We start from the raw sequence: 700 nt of genomic DNA on the forward strand, positions 1-700 counted from the left end.
ACAAAAATCCATCTTTCTAGGACTATCACACATTTTTTCACCAGTTTGACTGATAATAGACACTTTTAGCAACAAAACGACATTTTGATTGTTTGATTGAGCCACAAAGTAAAGCTGTTAAGTGTTAAAACCAAAGGAATGGAATAACAACTTCAAAAGGAAAGGATTCTCAGCAGAGAATGACAAGGGAGTATCCCGGATGATCCGATGGACACAACTGCTGCAGATGCTGGTGGCCGATGCAAAACTCGCCCCCCAACTGCAACTCTGGCATAGCGACCCACACGCGACACCTCTGGCACTGTTCAAGGGGAGCAAAGTTTTCGCCGCCAATCAGGCAGCCTTGAATTATTTCGCCTGTGTGGATCAGGAAATTCTCGATGCGACTCTCTATGACTTTGCTCCCAGACTGCAACTTGATGGGCAATGCAGCATAGAGCTGGCCCGAAAACTACTGCAGGCCGCCACGGAACAATCGCAAACTTGGGATTGGTTGCATCTCAATCGCCACGGCAAAGAGCTGCCCACCCGCCTCTATCTGGAGCCGGTCAGAATAGATAGTCACAAGATGATTCTGGTGCGTTTCGAATCCCTGGCGTCTCACGATAATACCAAGAGGGAAAACCAAGACATTTTCGGATTACTGCCTCGCAGCGTCTTGTCCGGGATCCTTGAAGAAAGTGCCGAAGCCGTTGTCATC

At 48.1% G+C, this 700-nt stretch carries 1 pseudogene; it reads left to right on the forward strand.

The features are described from left to right. Positions 1–121: 121 nt before the first annotated feature. Positions 122–700, forward strand: a pseudogene (locus IEX22_RS16210) (hypothetical protein); the annotation flags it as partial.

This window comes from Tersicoccus solisilvae (assembly GCF_014643255.1).
Taxonomy (GTDB): domain Bacteria; phylum Actinomycetota; class Actinomycetes; order Actinomycetales; family Micrococcaceae; genus Tersicoccus; species Tersicoccus solisilvae.